Here is a 17,938-nt window from a genome sequence, read left to right on the forward strand (position 1 = left end):
GTGCTCACGAACACCGATCAGCGCGGCAAGATCCCGTCGAGCACGATCGAAAGGTACTGATCCGCGATCTGCTCGACAGTCATGGTGCCGCCGGGGCGGTACCAGCGGACGGCAACCCAGACGGTGTCGCGCATGAAGCGGTAGACGAGGTCGATATCGAGGTCCGGGCGGAAGTCGCCGTCGTCGACGCCGCGGCGCAGCACCGATTCCCACAGGTTGCGGAACTCGAGGTTGCGGTCACTGATGTACTCGAAGCGTTCTTGACCAGCGAGTTGTCGTGCCTCATTCTGGTAAATCGCGACGGCGGTATGGCGGGCATCGATGGCCTCGAATGAGGCGACCACGAGTGCTCGAATGGTATCCGTCGCCGACATTTTCGCTTCGACGATTTCGCGGTAGCTGGCAAACAGGCTGTCGAGGAAGTCGCGAAGCAACTCGTCGACCATCGACTCCTTGGAATCGAAATGGTGATAGAGGCTGCCCGACAGGATTCCGGCCGCGTCAGCAATATCGCGTACCGTGGTCGAGCGCAGGCCGCGATCAGCGAACAACTGGCCGGCGATCCCCAGCAGTTCGTCTCGACGGCTGGTCCCGCTTACCGATGTCTTCGACGCCACCGTGCCTCCCTCGTATGACTACCCCCTACCCTAGCAAGTGCTTGGTTGGTTAGGTGCGTCGCTCCTCGTTACAGCCCCTGATCCGTAAAGACAACGGTGCGCCCCATCCCGAGGGAATGAGGCGCACCGAGTGACCTACGAGATCACCGCTTCTTGGCCGACTTCTTCATCGCACGACCGTTGAGGAAGCGCCACAGCTTCATCTGAATGCTCGTCGCACGCTTTTCGCGTTTGCCGAACGGCGGCACCATGTTCTCCGCGAACGACATCGGCAGCTTCGAGACAGTAACCGCGCGAGCGTGACTGAACGTGTTGAACCCGAACTCGCCGTGGTAATTGCCCATGCCGGAACGCCCGACACCGCCAAACGGCAGCTTGGACGACAGCATATGCAAGCCAAAGTCGTTCCCCGAGATGGATCCACTGCGGGTGTTATCGGCAACCGTCTTCAGGTTGTCGTTGTCCTCACCGAACCAGTAAAGCGTCAGCGGGTGCCCGGCCGAGTTGATCTTGTCGATCGCCTCAGACAGGTCGCGGTACGGGTACACGGTCAGGACCGGACCAAATACCTCGTCGTCCTCGATCTTCATCCCGGGGGTAACACCGGTGAGGATGGTCGGCGGAATCTTGCGCGCCCCCGCATTCGGCAGTTCTTCGCCCGCGGGCTTGAGCTGATGCTTGGTGGCACCGAGGTTCACGGCGTCGTCGATCAGATCAACGATGCGGTTGTAGTTCTTCTCGTTGATGGTCGACGTGTAGTCGTCGTTGTCGACGATGGTCGGGAAGTTCTTGGTCCAGCGCGCCATCACCTTGTCGGTGAACTCGCCAACCTTGTCTTCGGGCACAAACACGTAGTCGGGGCACAGGCACACCTGGCCGCCGTTCACCATCCGCGAGTCGGCGATGCTGGTCGCGGCCTTGGCGATGTCGTAGCTCTTGTCGACGACGACGGGGTTTTTTCCACCCAATTCCAAGGTGACCGGCACCAGGTTCTTGGCCGCTTCTTGTGCGACGGACGAGCCAACTTCCGGCGAACCGGTGAAGAACATGTGGTCGACCTTGAGCTTCGCGAAGTCCGAACCGCCACCGTGTTTGCTGGTGATGACGGCCAGTTCTTCGATCGAGAAGTAGTCGGGGGCCACGCGCGCGATCACGTCGGTGGTCTTCGCGGTGACCGACGACGGCCGGATGAGGACGCGGTTGCCCGCAGCGAACGCCGAAGCCGCGGGCACGATCGTCAGCTGCAACGGGAAGTTCCAAGGACCCATGATGCCGACAACGCCGAGCGGATCGCGACGCAACCGCTGTTTGAAGCCCACCAGGCCCTGCAGCTTATTGACGGTGACTTCCTGCATCCACTTTTCAGCGCTGCGGCGCTGGTGTGCGATGTCGATCATGCAGCCAGCGATGTCGGCGGCGACGGAAAGGTCAGCCGGCCGGGTACCGAAGTCTGCGGTCAGCGCGGCCGTCAGTTCGTCCGAGTGGTCGAGCAGCATCTGCCCGAGACGGTTGATCCGGTCGATGCGGGTCCGCGCATCGGGGATTCCGTCGCGCAGAAACGCGGCCTTCTGGATGTCGAGAAGCTCTTCCAACGTCCGCGATTCCGACGACACTTTGTCGCCCGCACGCACGGCCATTTCTGCCGGTTTGGTCATTCCACTCTCCCACTACGAGGCATTCAAAACACCGTGAGACAAATTTGCTCACTCATCCCAAGTGTAGCGGCCCCGTGGTTTGAATCACAGGGCCGCTACACGGAAGACACACCTTTATGTGCGCGATAGCGCACGCTTGCTTATGCGATGGCGCGGGCGAGCTGCGGCCACGACTTGTGGAGCTGCTCCTGCCAGTACGGCCAAGAGTGCGTGCCAGCGATCGGGTAGTCGACGGTTGCCGGGATGTTCAGGCTCTTGAGCTTGCCCACCAACTGGTCGGTGCAGATGCGGGTAGCCGCTTCGATGCCACCGCCAACGACGATGCGGTCAGCGAGGACGACGGGATCCGGAACTTCGACGAGAGTGTCGTGCGGGCCGGGCAGACCACTGGCATTACTGAGGTACAGCGACAGTCCGCGCAGGCCGTTGGCGTGCACAACCGGGTCGTTCTTCTTCCACAGCGGATCGGAGAGGTCGCCCCACATGTTGGTGATGTCGGCCTTGCCGCGCTGCTCGACGACGATCTGCATGTAGATCTGCCCGAGCTGGCTCGAAGTGCTGGCGCAGCCACTGTACGAACCGACAGCCTTGTACAGGCCCTTGTGTTCGATGGCGAGGTTCAGCACAGACGTCGCGGATGACGAGATTCCGGCGATCGCATTCTTGCCGCTGGTGTTGTACTTGCCGCCGATGGCCGGCGGGAGTTCCTTACCGAGGAATGTCGTCAGTGTTGCGTTGCCAGGTGGCGGTGTCTTCGCCGCCGCCAGCACCATTGAGGAGGTACAGGACGGGCGCAGGCTTGGACGTGTCCTTCGGCTTGAGGACCGTCAACGGAATGTCGCGGTTCATCGATGCCGAGTGGACCACGATGTCTTCCATTTGCGGGGCCGCATTGCTCGGTGCGGCGGTGATACCAGCGAACACCAGTGCCGATGTTAAGAGAAGCCCCAATCGGCCCAGTCGCGCGCGGTTCATCCAGTAACTCCTCATAGGTAAAGCAAGTGTAAAGAACATGTCAGTTGTTCAGATGCTATGCGACGCTTTTCCCAGGGAGCAAAAAATACCGACATCCCATACTTATTAGGCACGGAATGTCGGTATTAATCTTGCGACTGATTAGCCCAGACGTTCGATAATGGTGACGTTTGCGGTGCCGCCACCTTCGCACATGGTCTGCAGTCCGTAGCGGCCGCCAGTGCGCTCCAGTTCGTTGAGCATGGTGGCGAACAGCTTGGCACCGGTGGCACCCAGCGGGTGGCCGAGGGCGATGCCGCCACCGTTGGGGTTCACGCGAGCCGGGTCGGCACCGGTTTCCTTGAGCCACGACAACACGACCGGCGCGAAGGCCTCGTTGATCTCGACAACGTCGATGTCATCAATGCTCATGCCCGTCTTTGCGAGGGCGTACTCGGTGGCTGGGATCGGTGCGGACAGCATCATCACCGGGTCGTCGCCACGCACCGACATGTGGTGGATGCGGGCGCGAGGGGTCAGGCCGTACTGCTCAAGCGCCTTCTCCGAAACGACGAGGGTGGCCGACGCGCCGTCGCAGATCTGCGAGGCGACGGCTGCGGTCAGCTGCGAGCCGGGAGCGAGGACGTCGAGCGATGCCATCTTCTCCATGGTGGTGTCGCGGGGGCACTCGTCGACGACGCAGTCACCGAGGGCTACGTACTCGTTAGCGAAGCGGCCTTCAGCGATCGCCGCCTTAGCGCGCTGATGGCTCTGGAGCGACCACTCCTCCATCTCGAGGCGGCTGATGTTCCACTTCTTGGCGATCATGTCGGCGCCGACGAACTGGCTGATCTCCTGGTCGCCGAAATGTTCGGTCCAGCCCTTCGACTCGGCGGTCGGGGTGGTGAAACCAAACTGCTGGCCAGCGATCATGGCCGCACTGATCGGGATCGCGCTCATGTTCTGGACGCCACCGGCGAGCACCACGTCTTGGGTGCCGCTCATCACGGCCTGTGCCGCGAAGTGGATGGCCTGCTGGCTGGAGCCGCACTGGCGGTCGACGGTGGTGCCGGGGACGCCGAGCGGCATGCCTGCGGCCAGCCACGCGGTACGGGCGATGTTGCCTGCCTGCGGGCCGATCGTGTCGACGCAGCCGAATACGACGTCGTCGACAACCTCGGGATCGATCCCGGTGCGATCAATGATCGCCTTGATGACGTGGGCGCCCATGTCGGCGGGGTGGAAGCCGGCCAACGAGCCGTTGCGCTTGCCGACGGGGGTGCGGATCGCGTCAACGATGTATGCCTGGGGAGTTGTCATGAGAATGCCTTTCGGGAAGCTGGCGGGTCAGGCGCGCTGGCTGGAGATGGAAACGATTTCGCCGGTCAGGTAGGTGGTGTAGTCGCTGGCGAGCATGGCGATCGTCGCGGCGATCTCCCACACCTCAGCGGCACGACCGTACGCTTCGCGCGAAGCGAGTTCGTCGAGCAGATCGTCGGAGGTCACCTTCGCCAGGAACGGGTGCTTGGCGATCGACGGTGCGACGGCATTGATACGGACTCCGTAGTCGGCGGCTTCGACGGCCGAGCAGCGCGTCAATGCCATGACGCCCGCCTTGGCGGCCGCGTAGTGAGCCTGGCCGCGCTGTGCACGCCAGCCGAGGACCGACGCATTGTTGACGATGATGCCGCCGTGCGGTGCGTCGCGGAAGTATGCCAGTGCGGCGCGGGTGGCGCGGAACGTGCTGTTGAGCGTGATGTCGACGACGCGATCCCACTGCTCATCGGTCATGTCGACGACGGGCGTCTCGCCGCCGAGACCGGCGTTGTTGACGACAACGTCGATGCGGCCGAGCTGGCTGGCAGCGCTGGCGAAGAGTTCGTTGACCTGCTCGGTGCTCGAAACGTCGCACACAAACGAGACAACCTGCTGGTTCGGGAACTCCGCCGACAGCTTCTCGACAGTCTCGCCGAGACGACGCTCGTGGAAGTCCGACACTAGGACATCGCCACCCTCAAGCAGAATGCGGCGTGCGGTCGCGAAACCGATACCGGTGCCCGCGGCAGCGGTGACGATCGCCTTCTTGCCTGCGAGGAGGTTGTGTCCGGCAACTTCCTCCGGCGGGGTTGCCAGCGGGGAAACGGGGCGGGAGTCGGTCATGCGCGTGCCTCTCGGGGAAGGCCGAGCACTCGCTCGGCGATGATGTTTCGCTGCACTTCGTTGGAGCCGCCGTAAATGGTGTCGGCGCGGGTGAAGAGCAGAAGTCGTTGCCACTCGTCGAGTTCGACGTGTTCGGGGTCGGCGATGTCGTTGGCACGACCCTCGGTGGTGGCGGGCGGGCCGATCAACGACGGCGCTCCGACGACGGCAACGGCAAGCTCGCCGAGGTCGCGGTGCCAGTTGGCCCACAGCAGTTTGGTGACCGAGGCGGCCCCGGCTTCGGAGACAACGTCGCCGGACAGGGTGCGGCGCGCGTTGGCATCCATCACGGTGAGCCCCACCTTGGCGCGCCGGAGGCGGCTCGCAACGTCGGGGTTGTTGATGCTGCCGTTGCTGCGAGCCAGGTCGATGATGTCTTCCAGTTCACGCTGGAAACCGACCTGCTGGCCGAGCGTGGAGACGCCGCGCTCAAACTGCAGCAGCCCCATCGCGACCTTCCAGCCGTCGCCGGGCTCGCCAACAATGAGGGACTCTTCGGTGCGGGCGTCGTCGAAGAAGACTTCGTTGAACTCCGACGTTCCGGTGATCTGCTGGATGGGGCGGATGGTGACGCCCGGCTGATCGAGCGGGACCAGCAGGAAGCTGAGGCCCTTGTGGCGGGTCGAACCCTTTTCGGTGCGGGCAATCACGAAGGCCCACTGCGAAAGGTGCGCCAGCGACGTCCAAATCTTTTGGCCGTTGATAACCCACTCGCCGTTGTCGACTACGGCCGACGTTGCGACACCGGCAAGGTCACTGCCTGCGCCCGGTTCGGAGTAGCCCTGCGCCCACAGCTCGGTGACGTTAACGATGCCCGGCAGGAACCGTTCTTGCTGTTCGGGAGTGCCGTACTCAATCAGCGTGGGTCCCAGCAGTTCTTCACCGAGGTGATTGACCCGGGCCGGAGCATTGGCGCGCGCGTACTCCTGGTGGAAGATGATGCGCTGGGCGATCGTCGCTCCGCGACCGCCATGCTTGACCGGCCAGCCGAGGCACGTCCACCCGGAGGCAGCCAGGTGGCGGTCCCATTCGAGGCGTTCGGCGAAGAACTCGTGCTCACTGCCGGGTCCGCCGCGGCCGCGAAGTTCCGCGAAGTCGCCAACCAGGTTGTCGGCGAGCCAGGTGCGGACTGCTTGCGCAAAGACCTCGGCGGCATCGGGTGTCGTGGCCGCCCATTCGCCCAGATCGACGCTGCGATCGGCGAGATTGATCGTCGTCATACCGCTAGCTTAACCTACCAAGCATTTGCTAGGTTTTGGTTATGCTCCCGAACCCGTTGACCACCCCCGCCGCACTCCACCGCGCCGAGACGCAGTGGCCCGACGGTATCGCCATCGTCGACAACCAGTGGGGCGAACCCGTCAGCCTGACCTGGCCACAGCTCGCCGACCGGGTCCGCGAGTTCGCCGCCGGCCTGATCAAGATCGGCGTTGCCCCCGGTGACCGCGTCGCACTGTGGGCACCCAACAGTTTCCACTGGCCCATCGCGGCGCTCGCCGTCCACTACGCAGGCGGCGTCCTGGTTCCCCTGAACACTCGCTACACAACCAGCGAGGCGACCGACATCGTCGACCGCGCGGGTGCCAAGGTGGTCATCGTCTCCGGTGAGTTCGCGGGCATCAACCGCCTCGACGAAGTCCTCGCGACCACGATTCCGACCGGCCGGACCATCATTTCTGTGCCGCTCGAAACCAGCGCCGACGGCGACGGCGTCCTCACCTGGGACGCACTCATGGGCTCGGCCACCGATGAACTGATCGGCCAGGCCCGCGCCCGAGCCGAGGCCGTCGCCGCCGACGATCTGTCGGATATCCTCTTCACTTCCGGAACCACTGGCGCCCCCAAGGGCGTCATGGCCGAGCATCAGCAGACCGTTCACGGTGCTCACGCGTGGGGCAGCAACGGCGGCCTGAGCTCGACCGACCGCTACCTGATGGTGAACCCGTTCTTCCACACCTTCGGCTACAAGGCAGGCATCCTGCCGTGCCTACTTCTGGGCACCACCATGTACCCGCTGGCCGTGTACTCGCCGACAAAGGCGATGGAAACGGTCGCCGCCGAAGGCATCACCGTGTTCCCCGGTGCACCCACCATCTTCCAGACCATCCTCGACGACCCCGACCGCACCAACCACGACCTGTCGAGCCTTCGGCTGATCGTCACCGGTGCCACCATCGTCCCCGTCGTACTCATCGAACGCCTGCAGTCCGACCTCGGCGTCGAAACCGTGGTCACCGCTTACGGGCAGACCGAAACCAGCGGTTTCATCACCACCTGCCGCCCCAACGACGATGCCGTCACCGTTGCCACCACGTGCGGTCGTGCCTTCGACGGCATGGAGGTGAAGCTGTCAGAACAGGGCGAGGTCCTCACGCGCGGCCTCATGGTGATGCGCGGGTACCTCGACAACCCGGAGGCAACTGCCGAAACCATTGACTCGGACGGCTGGCTGCACACCGGCGACATCGGCGTGCTCGACGAGAATGGCAACCTCAAGATCACCGACCGACTCAAGGACATGTACATCTGCGGCGGGTTCAACGTGTATCCGGCGGAGGTCGAGCAGGTCCTGTCTCGCCTCCCCGGCGTCACCGAGGTAGCCGTGATAGGCGTACCCGACGAGCGTCTCGGCGAGGTCGGCAAGGCCTTCCTCACCGTGCAGTCGGACGCGACAATCGAGCCCGCAGCGGTGATCGCCTACGCCCGCGAGCACCTCGCAAATTTCAAGGCCCCCCGCACCGTCGAGATCCTCGACGCTTTCCCCCGCAATGCTTCCGGCAAGATCCTCAAGCGCGAAATGAGTTAGTGCTGGCAGGTTCCAGCGCCAGAAAATATGGAGCGGAACGGCGTATCGGCCTCGAGAGGACACCTCAAACCCCTCGAATCTCGATACGCTCGCTCCGCTCCCCCTCCCGCCAAAAAGGTCGTGGCGCAGTTTCCTACTGCCGCAGGATAAACCGCTGAATTTTGCCGCTCGGCGTCTTCGGGAGTGACTCCACGAAGTGAACGGTCCGCGGGTACGCATGCTTGGAGTACTTGTCCCGCACCAGGTGCTTTAGCTCGGTAGCGAGGGCATCGTCGCCGGTAACCCCGGCCTTCAGCACCACAAACGCTTCGACGACCTCGCCGCGGATCCCTTCCGGATCTGGGCGTCCGACCACCGCGACCTCGTTAACCCAGGCGTGCCCGGCAAGGACGCTCTCCACATCGAACGGGCCGATTCGGTAGCCAGCCGCCAGGATGACGTCGTCATCGCGCGAGCTGAACGAGAGGTAGCCCTCATCGTCCTGCTTGCCGGTGTCTGCGGTCAGATACCAACTGCCGTCTGCGGTAAAACGTTCGGCGGTCTTCTCGGGGGCGTCGTCGTATCCGGTGAACCAGAGAAGCGGACTGTCGTGCACGTTGAGCGCAATCTGCCCCTCAACGATGCCCGCGGTAAAGCCCGGCATCGCCTGCCCCATCGATCCGACCTTCACCGGCTTGGCTACCTCGGGGTGCCAGTGGTTGCCGATGACCATGCCGAGTTCGGTCTGCCCGTAGTGGTCGCGGACCTCGCAACCGAGGTTCGCGATGCCCCATTCGACGATGTCGGGCGTTAGCGGTTCACCGGCGGACGATGCTCGCCGCAGCGCAATGCCTTCGGTGCCGACCCCGGCGCGGATGGCCCGGTAGATCGTCGGCGCTGCCGCAAAGTTGGTAACGCCAAATTTCCGGATCACCGCGACTGTCGACTCCGGAGTGAAGCCCTGGTTCAGTAGCAAGCTGGTGCGGCCAGCAACCATCGGGGCCAGCAGCGCGTAATACAGCCCGTAGGCCCAACCCGGGTCGGCCGCGTTCCAGAAGACGTCATCGTCGCTGACATCGAGCGAGTAGTGCAGGTACGTGTGGAACGACGCGAGGCAAAACAGCGGGACCGGGACGCCCTTGGGCTTGCCAGTGGTGCCGGAAGTGTAAAGCTGAACCAGCGTGCCGTCGCCGCCAATGGCGACCGCATCGGCGAGCGGTTCGGCCGTAGCGGCCTCAGCGACCAGGTCGTCGACATCAAGAACGGTGACCGCGGCGATCGGATCAACCTTGTCTCGCTGTGAGGCATCGGTCACAACCACCCGGGCATCGGCACTCTCGGTGCGCAGTTCAATGGCACCGGTCGCAAACGCGGTAAAGAGCGGCACGTGGACAGCACCGAGACGCCACAGGCCCATCAGGGTGACGACGAGCGCCCGACGCTTGCCGAGCAGGACCGGCACGCGGTCGCCCCGGCCAATCCCCTTGGCCGCCAAGACTGTTGCCATCGCCCGAGACTCTGCCGCCAGCTCGCCCCAGGTCATTGGTTGCGCTGTCAGATCCGGTTCAACCAACGTAAACGCGACGGCGTCTGGGTCGTGACGGTCGCACAGGAGGTGTGCCGCGCTAGCGTCTTGCGCCCGATAGAGTTCGAGCCACGCCTGAGTCTGTTGCTCGGCATTCATTCGGCAATCTCCCTCGGGTTGTCGCTCTTGTTCGACTCGTCCCACTTGATCTGGGATGATCATCGACGTGACAGCCGACACGCACAACCCCCCAAAGAGGGGTACGCCCCACGACGAATTTGCTCGGCACCTGCTCCGGACGCTTCGTCGTCTCCGGAAAAGTACTGGCGCAAGTTTGGCCTTCGCCGGGCGGGTAGTCGCCGAAAGCGGCGACGATCCAAAGATCGAATTGAGCTTCTTCGACGGCGACGTGGTCGGGCCGTTGCGCGGGGCCAGGCTGGATTACGGTCACGGACTCGGCGGACACGTTCTGCAGCGTCGCCGCGCGACCGCCGTGAACGACTATTTTGGGTCACCGGTAATCACCCACACCTACGACAACCTCATCCGCGCTGAACGCCTAAGCTCCCTCGTGGCCGCGCCCATCATTGTCGGCCGCAGGCATATCGGCGTGCTGTACGCGGCGAGCCGAACCGCACACGATCAATTGGACGACGCCCTCGACATCGTCACCGACGAAGCGCGAGCTATCGAACAGCAATTAACGGTGGCCGAGGTCCTCGGGACTCTCCGCACCGACGAAGACGAGCTCAGCCTCGCCGCCTGGCGCAGTCGGGTGCAGGAGTCGCACACCCGACTGCGGCGGCTCGCCGACACCGTGGACGAGCCGTCGCTCCGCGCCCAGCTTCTCGACATCGCCGCAGATCTGGCAGGACATGCCCCCGCCGACGACATCGTCGTCCGGCTCACCTCCCGCGAGCAAGACGTCCTGAGCCTCCTCGCCGTCGGCCTGACCAACGCGTCAATCGCCACGCATTTGGGCATTGGCCTGCACACGGTCAAGGGTTACGTGAAGTCGCTGCTCACGAAACTCGACGCCTCGTCCCGCTTTGAGGCCGTCGTTAATGCCCGCCGCGTCCGGCTGATTCCGTAGCGGCAGACCTAACGCGCTAGCTACGACTGCAGCGGCTTCACCAGCGGGAATAGCACGGTGTCACGGATACCGAGGCCGGTGATGGCCATCAGTAGACGGTCAATGCCCATACCGGTGCCGGTGGTCGGCGGCATGCCGTATTCCATGGCCATCAGGAACTCTTCGTCGAGGACCATCGCCTCGTCGTCACCGGCAGCCGCCAGTCGCGCCTGGTCGACGAACCGTTCGCGCTGGATTACCGGGTCGACGAGTTCGGAGTAGCCGGTCGCCAACTCGAAGCCGCGGACGTACAGGTCCCACTTCTCGACGACGCCGGGGACGGTCCGGTGCGCGCGCACCAGCGGCGACGTTTCGACGGGGAAATCGCGGACAAACACCGGCTCGTCGAGCTTGTCTCCGACGAGGTGCTCCCAGAGTTCTTCGACGAGCTTGCCGTGTCCGTACCCCTTGTCGCGGGGCACGTCGAGGCCGACGCGGTCGGCGATCTTCAGCAGTTCGTCCACCGACGTCTGTGCGGGCACAATCTCCTCGCCCAATGCCTCCGACAGCGACGGGTACATCGACACCGTCTTCCATTCGCCGGACAGGTCGTAGGTGCTGCCATCGGGCATGGTCGGGGTCAGGGTGCCGACGGCGGCCATCGAGACAGCCTGCACGAGTTCGCGGATCATGACCGCCGAATCGTCGTAGGTGCCGTATGCCTGGTAGGTCTCGAGCATTGCGAACTCGGGCGAGTGCGTGGAGTCCGCACCTTCGTTTCGGAAGTTGCGGTTTACTTCGAAGACTCGCTCGATGCCGCCGACCACGCAGCGCTTGAGGAACAGTTCGGGCGCGATCCGCAGGAACAGTTCCATATCGAAAGCGTTGGAGTGCGTATGGAACGGGCGGGCTGCGGCACCACCGTGGAGGGTTTGCAGCATGGGGGTCTCAACTTCGAGGAAGTCGCGGTCGGTCATGAACTGGCGCAGCGCGGCCATTACCTTGACGCGGGTGCGGGCCGTCGCCCGAGCTTCCGGGTTCACGATCAGGTCGACGTAGCGCTGGCGGACGCGTGACTCTTCGTTCATGTCCTTGTGCGCAACGGGCAGCGGCCGCAGGGCCTTCGACGCCATCTCCCAAGCGTCGGCCATCACCGAAAGTTCACCGGTGCGCGAGCTGATCACTTCACCGTGCACAAAGACGATGTCTCCGATGTCGGTGTCAGCTTTCCACCGGGCCAGAGCTTCCTCGCCGACGCCGTTAAAGCTGACCATCACCTGAAGCTGGGTGCCGTCGCCCTCCTGCAGGGTGGCAAAGCACAGCTTGCCCTTGTTGCGAAGGAAGATGATGCGGCCGGCGACGCCAACGATTTCGCCGGTCTCGGTGCCTGCTTCGAGTTCGGGGTGCGCAGCCCGGATTTCGCTGAGGCTGTGGGTGCGACCTACCGCTACCGGGTAGGCCTCGCGTCCCTCGTTAAGGATGCGCTCACGCTTGTCTTGCCGGACGCGCACCTGTTCGGGCGTCTGATCGGCGGCTGCGGAGGCGGGCGTCTGGGCGCTGGAATCCTGGTCACTCACCCTCCCAGGTTATGCGGCCCACCAGGGACAAGACCAATCAGCGGGTCAGTGCGCGTCGAACAGGCCCAGGGCGTCGCTGCCGACGGACCCATTGACGCCTGCCGATCGGAGCGCCCCGTGTCCTCCGACGACAAATCGGGCGCCGCGCACACCCCGCGCTTGCAGGTGCCAGGCGACCATTTCGGCGTCGTGACCGTCGTCGCTGACGAGCACCCAGTTGGCGTCGGCGGTTGCTGCGCGAAGCCGCTCCGACGATCCGGGCGACAGCAGTTCCAGGGCGTCGTCGACCCCGACGGCCAGTGCCCCCATGAGGGCACCTTCGGCAGCGCGAACGTCCGTGGCGCGCAGATCGACGGCCACCGCCCCGCCCGCGAGCGCCGCGCGGTAGTCGGCAACTTGCAACGAAATCGGGGCCTGCGTGTACGAAGAAGTGACAGGTGCAGAAAAAGAAACAGTCATGACGAGGGAATCCTCAAATGATCGAAACGAGCAGGGGTTGACGAAAGGGCGTTTCAGCCCCGACAACACTCCATACAGCTCTTGATCACGGAAGTGATTTTGCCACAGCCCGCTCCCCCTGACTACCCCTTGCGCGCACCGTGGTTTTAAACACTCCTGCTCCCGTCCGTACTTTGGGCCCAAATACTGGGCCCAAAGTACGGACGAAACGCTGCCGTCGAGTTATCCACAGGGGGGACTACCGCAAAGCCGGACTTATCGAGAAACTACCGGTATGACGATCTCGGGGGAGCTTGGTCGGCTATTGAACGCACAAGACGGTGTCATCGCACGACGCCAGGTGCTCGACTGCGGTCTCGCCCGCGCGTTCATCAGGCAACGCCTCAATCGCAGAGACTGGGTACAAGTGCATTCCGGCGTTTACGTGGCGCACACCGGACCACTCACTCGCAGGCAAAAGGAATGGATCGCAGTTCTCTCGGTAATGCCCGCAGCGCTCAGTCACAGATCGGCGATCCAAGCCGGGACAGGAGCCACCGGGAACCTTCACGATCCAATCCACATCGTCGTCGATGGGGGACGGCGCGTCACCCGACCTCCAGGTGTAGTCGTGCACTACAGCAATTACATGGCCGAGCGCGTTATGGCCAGTACGCATCCACCGCGGACCCGGTTGGAACACGCGGTGCTCGACGTCGCCGCCGACGCGACTTCGGAACTGGATGCGATTGCCTACCTCTCGGACGTCGTCCAATCGCGGCACACAACTCCGGACCGACTGCTCAATGCCCTCGCATCCCGAAGTCGGATCGCCCGGCGGCGGTTCCTGAGAGCAGTACTGATTGATATTCGCGACGGCACCTGCTCGGTGCTCGAGCATCGCTATCTCACCAATGTGGAACAGGCGCACGGACTGCCTCGCGGTACTCGACAATCACCGACGGAAGTCGGCCGACCAGGCTTCCGCGACGTGGAATACGACGAGTGGGGGCTGATCGTCGAGTTGGATGGAACAGCCCTGAACCACCGCGGATGGCGGGACTTCGTAAAGCCATGCAGATCAACACAATGCGCAGTTCGCCCGCCGACTTAGCCTCCGTCCGAACTTTGGGCCCGGTATCTGGGCCCAAAGTACGGACGGAGCAAAGAATCGAAACCTACTTCGTCGGCGCGGCGTGAAGCAGGGAGGCGGTGTCGGTTCGGAGGACGGCTTTTCCGTCGACGGTCAGTTCCGTAATGATGCGAACGAGGGCTCGGTTGCGGTCGTCAAACTCGAGTTCGCTGACCGTCACAGTTCCGGTGATGACGTCGCCGGGACGCACGGGGCGGAGGAACTTGATGTCGCGGACTTCTTTGCCCGCAATGACGGCCCAATTGTCGTAGACACCGATCACCGACAGACGCTGCATGATCGCGAAAGAATGAATGCCGCTGGCGATGAGTCCGCCGTAGGGGCTGGCGGCGGCAATGTCCTCGTCGATGTGAAAGCCCTGCGGGTCCCACTTGCGGGCATACTCGACGAGTTCGTCTTTCTCGACGATGTACTCGCCGAGTTGGTAAACCTGGCCGGGCTCGATATCTCGGCCATAAATCTTGTCTGTCACGCTCGGCCCTTTCCTAGGCGGCGACTACGCTCGTGCACGCGGCGCAGGCCGTCGAGCACCAAATGTGGGTGATGCACGCTGATCTCACGACACTGCTCCACCATCATCGGTGCGCGGAAACCCGTGCCGATCACGGTCACATCGTTGCCGTCGAAGCCCGGAACGTCGTTCCTGATCCGTTGGACGAGGCCGTCGACCTGCCCGGCGAACCCGTAGATAATCCCCGACTGCAACGCCTCAACCGTGTTTTTCCCGATCACGCTTCGCGGTGGCATCAGCTCCACCTTTCGAACAGTCACGGTGTGCTCACTGAGCGCTTCCACCGCCAAGTCGACGCCCGGGGCAATCACCCCGCCCAAAAACTCACCCTTCGCCGACACCGCATCTACGACCGTCGCCGTACCGAATGCCACAACAATGCATGGCCCGTCCGGGTAGTTTTCGTGCGCGGCCAGGCTGTGCGCCACCCGGTCGGTGCCAACTTCTTTCGGGTTGTCGACGAGCAGCGGCACCCCGGTGCGAACACCGGGTTCAAGCAGCACGTGTGGGCCATGACCGAAATAGCGCGGCAGCATCTCCCGCATTTCCCGCAGCAACGACGGCACCGTCGACAGTCCGGCAACCGCTGTCACCTGCTCGATGTCTGGGCCAAGCAGGCCGCGCAGTTGCAGGGCAAATTCGTCGGCGGTCAGATGCGGTTGCGTGTGGATCCGCCAGTCACGCACCAGCTTCGCGTGATCGCCGGTTCCGGCGAACACCCCGAGGTTGATATTCGTGTTGCCGACGGCGACGGTCAGGAGCACGGTTGCCCGATTCAGACTGCGGCGGTCGCGAGGCCGCGCGGGTCCTTCAGGCCGGAGCCTTCGGGAACGTTGGCCGGGTCGGTGCCGAGGCTAATCGGACGGTTGGCTTCGTCGACAAAAACCACGGCGGGCGAGTACTCAGCCAGCTCGGCCTCGTTCATGACGCCGTACGCGATGATGATGACGAGGTCGCCGGGATGCACCAGGTGCGCGGCGGCGCCGTTAATCCCGATCACACCCGTGCCACGCTCACCCGCGATGACGTAGGTCTCGAGCCGATTTCCGTTGTTGATGTCGACGATGCAAACCTGCTCGCCTTCCATCAGATCGGCGGCATCGAGGAGGTCGGCGTCGATGGTCACCGAACCCACATAGTGCAGGTCGGCCTGGGTCACCGTCGCGCGATGAATCTTCGACTTCATCATGGTGCGAAACATGTCGCCCCTACCCTTCTGGTCGTTCAATAAAGCCGGTGCCGATGGCGACCCCGACATTGTCGATAAGGCGTGCCGGTCCCACGCGGGCGGCCACAAGCAGGCGGCCGTCCCCGAGTTCCGGCGGTTCTTCTAGGCCCCGCCCCCGCAATTCGAGATAGTCGATCTCGATTTCCGGTGCGGTAGCCAAGACGGAGTGAGCGGCTGCGAGGATCGCGTCGCGTCCTCCCGCTGCGGCGTGCGTGCCAGCCAGCAGCGCCGCGGACAGGACGGTCGCGAGTTCGCGTTCGTCGGCGGACAGGTATCGGTTGCGCGACGACAGTGCCAGCCCGTCGGCTTCGCGCACGGTGGGGACGCCGATGATTTCGACGTCCATGTTGAGATCGTTCACCATCTGGTTGATGAGAACCAGCTGCTGGTAATCCTTTTCACCGAAGTACGCGGCGTGCGGTGCGACGATGTTGAGGAGCTTGTTGACGACCGTCAGCATGCCCGAGAAGTGCGTCGGACGGGTCGCGCCTTCCAGAATGGCACCGGTCTCGCCGGGGAGCACCGTGGTGCGGGGACCGGTCGGGTACATTGCCGAGGCGGTCGGGGCGAACACCAATTCCACCCCGGCCTTTTCCAGCAGGGCACGGTCTTCGTCGAACGTCCGCGGGTAGGCGTCCAAATCTTCGCCTTCCCCGAACTGCAGCGGATTAACGAAGATCGACACGACCACGACGTCGTTGTGCATCTTCGCCGCTTCCACCAGCTGCATGTGTCCGAGGTGCAGCGCACCCATCGTCGGCACCAACGCGACGCGCTTACCGGTGGCGCGCAACGCCTTCACGACCCGGCGCAGGTCTGCGGGATTACGGTGGACGGTCATCTCACCCGGCGCATACAGGGAGCTCACGATTGCTTCTCCAAAAGGTCTCGTAGTTCTTCTCCGGCGGCACTTTGGCCGGCCGCACGGAGCGACAGGGCACGGTATCCATCGACGACGCCCGCATCGGGCAACGCCGCAAGGGCATCAAGGTGACGGGCGACGGTCGCGGCGTCGTCCCGCGCGACAGGTCCGGTCAACGCGGCCGGACCCATGTCGAGGACATTCTCCAGCGAGGCACGGACCAGCGGCCCAAGGATCCGCTGGGCCAATCCAGAATCGGGACCGTCGACGGTCGCGGTGTTGCGATGCTCTCCCGTCGGCCCTTCGATCGCCACGGTCAGCGCGGTCAGCGCATCCGAAATGAGGGCGATCAAATTGTTCGCACCGTGCGCGAGGCTCGCGTGATAGAGCGTGCGGTCGGATTCGGCGATCCGCACCGGTGTGCCACCCATCTCAAGAACGAGGGCGGCAGCGATGGCCTCGCCGATCTCGTCGACCGCAGTGATGCCGAAGCACGACGACGCGACGCGGACGGTGTCATCGGACGTGCCAACGAAAGTCATGGCGGGATGGACGGCCATCGTGACGGCCCCAAGTTCGGCGAGCGGCGCCAGGATGTTGGCACCGTAGGCGCCAGCGGTGTGCAACACGATGGTTCCGGGACGAGGCTGTGCGTCAGCAACCTGAGCGATCACCTCGGACAGTTCCGTGTCCGGGACCGCGAGGATCAAAAGTTGCGCCTGGCTAACTACGCCGGGGATGTCGAGAAGGCGCGCGCTGGGGAGTCGGGTAGCGGCACGGGCCTGAGATTGGACGGAGCGTGCGGTGACTGCAACTACGTCGTGTCCGACCGCCGCGAGCGCCCCACCGAGCGCAGTGCCGACGCGACCGGCCGAGACGATGCCGACACGCAGACGTGCCGGGGTCATCGGTGAGTTCACCGCGTTCCTCCATTCCGTTCCAGTCCCTACTCGAAGGCGAGTTGTGGGTACCAGACGTTCCACACCACGATATGCGGGGCGGGTATGGGCGGCTACGCCGTGTGACAACTTTCACGGCGCGGAATTTCCGGGCACAGTCCGGCGATACGAGGCAGCGTTGCAATACGCGGGAAGTCTGCGGGCCGGTCACGCCCGCAGCCGCATGCGCACGAACCCTGTCGGCAATAATTCTGTCGGCAATAACTTCAGTCGCGGCGGCGACGCCCGCCTTCACGGCTCGGCGCGGCGTTTTCGCTGGCAGCGCGGAGTCGACTCAACAGCTCGCTGGCCGGTCGACCTTCCGAATGCGTGCCCTCGGCCTCATCGACCTCGGCAACCGGTTGCTGCGGTCGCGGCTGCGAAGGCCGGGCCTGTTCGCGCCGCGGCTGCTGCGGGCGGGGCT

Annotated in this window: 17 protein-coding genes and 1 pseudogene; 4 read left to right on the forward strand and 14 right to left on the reverse strand. The window is 63.9% G+C overall.

Annotated features, from left to right (window positions below; translation table 11 throughout):
* Positions 1 to 17 precede the first annotated feature (17 nt).
* The 6 genes and pseudogenes from WBA38_RS06890 to WBA38_RS06915 all read right to left on the reverse strand — a co-directional run bounded on the left by WBA38_RS06890 (position 18) and on the right by WBA38_RS06915 (position 6,645).
* Positions 18 to 617 carry a TetR/AcrR family transcriptional regulator gene (locus WBA38_RS06890; RefSeq protein WP_424294141.1) on the reverse strand — a complete coding sequence of 200 codons (600 nt, stop codon included), beginning with the start codon at positions 615 to 617 and terminating at the stop codon, positions 18 to 20.
* A gap of 143 nt (positions 618 to 760) precedes the next feature.
* Entirely contained in the window at positions 761 to 2,272 is a 1,512-nt protein-coding gene (locus WBA38_RS06895; protein ID WP_424322365.1) for an aldehyde dehydrogenase family protein, read from the reverse strand.
* 140 nt (positions 2,273 to 2,412) lie between these two features.
* Positions 2,413 to 3,247 (reverse strand): annotated as a pseudogene (locus WBA38_RS06900) (alpha/beta hydrolase).
* Between the two features lie 141 nt (positions 3,248 to 3,388).
* Positions 3,389 to 4,546: an acetyl-CoA C-acetyltransferase gene (locus tag WBA38_RS06905; protein WP_424322366.1), complete on the reverse strand. Its 1,158-nt coding sequence runs from the start codon at positions 4,544 to 4,546 to the stop codon at positions 3,389 to 3,391.
* A gap of 27 nt (positions 4,547 to 4,573) precedes the next feature.
* Positions 4,574 to 5,386, reverse strand: a complete 813-nt coding sequence (locus WBA38_RS06910; RefSeq protein WP_424293636.1) for an SDR family oxidoreductase — start codon at positions 5,384 to 5,386, stop codon at positions 4,574 to 4,576.
* Positions 5,383 to 6,645 carry an acyl-CoA dehydrogenase family protein gene (locus WBA38_RS06915; protein ID WP_424322367.1) on the reverse strand — a complete coding sequence of 421 codons (1,263 nt, stop codon included), beginning with the start codon at positions 6,643 to 6,645 and terminating at the stop codon, positions 5,383 to 5,385. Before WBA38_RS06915 ends, WBA38_RS06910 begins: the two co-directional genes overlap by 4 nt.
* 41 nt (positions 6,646 to 6,686) lie before the next feature.
* Here WBA38_RS06915 and WBA38_RS06920 point away from each other — a divergent pair, with 41 nt between their 5' ends.
* Positions 6,687 to 8,231 carry a FadD3 family acyl-CoA ligase gene (locus WBA38_RS06920; RefSeq protein ID WP_424322368.1) on the forward strand — a complete coding sequence of 515 codons (1,545 nt, stop codon included), beginning with the start codon at positions 6,687 to 6,689 and terminating at the stop codon, positions 8,229 to 8,231.
* Between the two features lie 133 nt (positions 8,232 to 8,364).
* On the opposite strand, the gene WBA38_RS06925 is transcribed toward WBA38_RS06920, so the two are convergent.
* Positions 8,365 to 9,894, reverse strand: a complete 1,530-nt coding sequence (locus tag WBA38_RS06925; protein ID WP_424322369.1) for an AMP-binding protein — start codon at positions 9,892 to 9,894, stop codon at positions 8,365 to 8,367.
* Positions 9,895 to 9,961: 67 nt separating this feature from the next.
* Here WBA38_RS06925 and WBA38_RS06930 point away from each other — a divergent pair, with 67 nt between their 5' ends.
* Positions 9,962 to 10,828 (forward strand): LuxR C-terminal-related transcriptional regulator, encoded by an 867-nt coding sequence (locus WBA38_RS06930; RefSeq protein ID WP_424293640.1) that lies wholly within the window; start codon positions 9,962 to 9,964, stop codon positions 10,826 to 10,828.
* Between the two features lie 20 nt (positions 10,829 to 10,848).
* Here the strand turns inward: WBA38_RS06930 and lysS are convergent, their stop codons facing one another.
* Together lysS and WBA38_RS06940 are read right to left on the reverse strand one after the other, a co-directional pair.
* Entirely contained in the window at positions 10,849 to 12,384 is a 1,536-nt protein-coding gene (lysS, locus tag WBA38_RS06935; RefSeq protein WP_424293641.1) for a lysine--tRNA ligase, read from the reverse strand.
* A 45-nt stretch (positions 12,385 to 12,429) separates the two neighbouring features.
* Positions 12,430 to 12,843, reverse strand: a complete 414-nt coding sequence (locus tag WBA38_RS06940) for a rhodanese-like domain-containing protein (protein ID WP_424293642.1) — start codon at positions 12,841 to 12,843, stop codon at positions 12,430 to 12,432.
* 274 nt (positions 12,844 to 13,117) lie between these two features.
* On the opposite strand from WBA38_RS06940, the gene WBA38_RS06945 reads away from it, so the two are divergent.
* The gene (locus WBA38_RS06945) at positions 13,118 to 13,936 is read left to right on the forward strand and encodes a hypothetical protein (RefSeq protein ID WP_424322373.1); all 819 of its coding nucleotides are present in this window, start codon (positions 13,118 to 13,120) and stop codon (positions 13,934 to 13,936) included.
* A 64-nt stretch (positions 13,937 to 14,000) separates the two neighbouring features.
* Here WBA38_RS06945 and WBA38_RS06950 read toward each other — a convergent pair whose 3' ends face one another.
* The 5 genes from WBA38_RS06950 to WBA38_RS06970 are packed head-to-tail and all read right to left on the reverse strand — an operon-like array spanning position 14,001 to position 17,496.
* Positions 14,001 to 14,447 (reverse strand): MaoC/PaaZ C-terminal domain-containing protein, encoded by a 447-nt coding sequence (locus tag WBA38_RS06950; protein ID WP_424295806.1) that lies wholly within the window; start codon positions 14,445 to 14,447, stop codon positions 14,001 to 14,003.
* Entirely contained in the window at positions 14,444 to 15,250 is an 807-nt protein-coding gene (locus WBA38_RS06955; protein WP_424295808.1) for a type III pantothenate kinase, read from the reverse strand. The genes WBA38_RS06950 and WBA38_RS06955 overlap by 4 nt, the downstream gene beginning before the upstream one ends.
* Before the next feature lie 11 nt (positions 15,251 to 15,261).
* A complete protein-coding gene (gene panD / locus WBA38_RS06960; protein ID WP_424295810.1) occupies positions 15,262 to 15,687 on the reverse strand; it encodes an aspartate 1-decarboxylase in 426 nt (141 codons plus the stop codon).
* Between the two features lie 7 nt (positions 15,688 to 15,694).
* A complete protein-coding gene (gene panC, locus WBA38_RS06965) occupies positions 15,695 to 16,555 on the reverse strand; it encodes a pantoate--beta-alanine ligase (RefSeq protein WP_424322372.1) in 861 nt (286 codons plus the stop codon).
* Between the two features lie 23 nt (positions 16,556 to 16,578).
* The gene (locus WBA38_RS06970) at positions 16,579 to 17,496 is read right to left on the reverse strand and encodes a Rossmann-like and DUF2520 domain-containing protein (protein ID WP_424295812.1); all 918 of its coding nucleotides are present in this window, start codon (positions 17,494 to 17,496) and stop codon (positions 16,579 to 16,581) included.
* A gap of 101 nt (positions 17,497 to 17,597) precedes the next feature.
* On the opposite strand from WBA38_RS06970, the gene WBA38_RS06975 reads away from it, so the two are divergent.
* The coding region (locus WBA38_RS06975) for a hypothetical protein (RefSeq protein ID WP_424322370.1) at positions 17,598 to 17,938 on the forward strand (341 nt) is incomplete at its 3' end.

Source organism: Gordonia sp. (in: high G+C Gram-positive bacteria) (assembly GCF_049647785.1).
Classification (GTDB): Bacteria; Actinomycetota; Actinomycetes; order Mycobacteriales; family Mycobacteriaceae; genus Gordonia.

Excerpts from the sequence above, each read along its gene's own strand:
- WBA38_RS06895 (WP_424322365.1), bottom strand. The coding sequence starts at position 2,272 with ATGACCAAACCGGCAGAAATGGCCGTGCGTGCGGGCGACAAAGTGTCG.
- WBA38_RS06905 (WP_424322366.1), bottom strand. The coding sequence starts at position 4,546 with ATGACAACTCCCCAGGCATACATCGTTGACGCGATCCGCACCCCCGTC.
- WBA38_RS06910 (WP_424293636.1), bottom strand. The coding sequence starts at position 5,386 with ATGACCGACTCCCGCCCCGTTTCCCCGCTGGCAACCCCGCCGGAGGAA.
- WBA38_RS06915 (WP_424322367.1), bottom strand. The coding sequence starts at position 6,645 with ATGACGACGATCAATCTCGCCGATCGCAGCGTCGATCTGGGCGAATGG.
- WBA38_RS06920 (WP_424322368.1), top strand. The coding sequence starts at position 6,687 with ATGCTCCCGAACCCGTTGACCACCCCCGCCGCACTCCACCGCGCCGAG.
- WBA38_RS06925 (WP_424322369.1), bottom strand. The coding sequence starts at position 9,894 with ATGAATGCCGAGCAACAGACTCAGGCGTGGCTCGAACTCTATCGGGCG.
- WBA38_RS06940 (WP_424293642.1), bottom strand. The coding sequence starts at position 12,843 with ATGACTGTTTCTTTTTCTGCACCTGTCACTTCTTCGTACACGCAGGCC.
- WBA38_RS06945 (WP_424322373.1), top strand. The coding sequence starts at position 13,118 with ATGACGATCTCGGGGGAGCTTGGTCGGCTATTGAACGCACAAGACGGT.
- panD (WP_424295810.1), bottom strand. The coding sequence starts at position 15,687 with ATGTTTCGCACCATGATGAAGTCGAAGATTCATCGCGCGACGGTGACC.
- panC (WP_424322372.1), bottom strand. The coding sequence starts at position 16,555 with ATGACCGTCCACCGTAATCCCGCAGACCTGCGCCGGGTCGTGAAGGCG.